At 67.6% G+C, this 287-nt stretch carries 1 protein-coding gene; it reads left to right on the top strand.

Annotated features, from left to right (window positions below; genetic code table 11):
• Positions 1-287 (top strand): P-loop NTPase (locus B5P40_RS32415; protein WP_142936403.1); only part of this gene is annotated, 287 nt, incomplete at both ends.

Below are 287 nucleotides of genomic sequence, written 5' to 3'. Positions count from 1 at the left end.
AACTGTTGCCCAAGGTCAAGAACATCATTGGCGTGGCCTCGGGCAAGGGCGGTGTGGGCAAGAGCACCACCGCCGTGAACCTGGCGCTGGCGCTGGCCGCCGAGGGCGCCAGCGTCGGCGTGCTCGACGCCGATATTTACGGCCCCAGCCTGCCGATGATGATGGGCGCCGAGGGCCGGCCGACGAGCGCCGATGGCCAGTCCATGGACCCGCTGGAAAACCACGGCGTGCAGCTGATGTCGATCGGTTTTCTGGTCGACGCGGACCAGGCCATGATCTGGCGCGGC

Source organism: Bacillus sp. SRB_8 (assembly GCF_003264205.1).
Taxonomy (GTDB): domain Bacteria; phylum Bacillota; class Bacilli; order Bacillales; family Bacillaceae_G; genus Bacillus_A; species Bacillus_A mycoides.
Note: the sequence above shows the minus strand (reverse complement) of the source record. Positions and strands in the feature narration are given on the sequence as shown.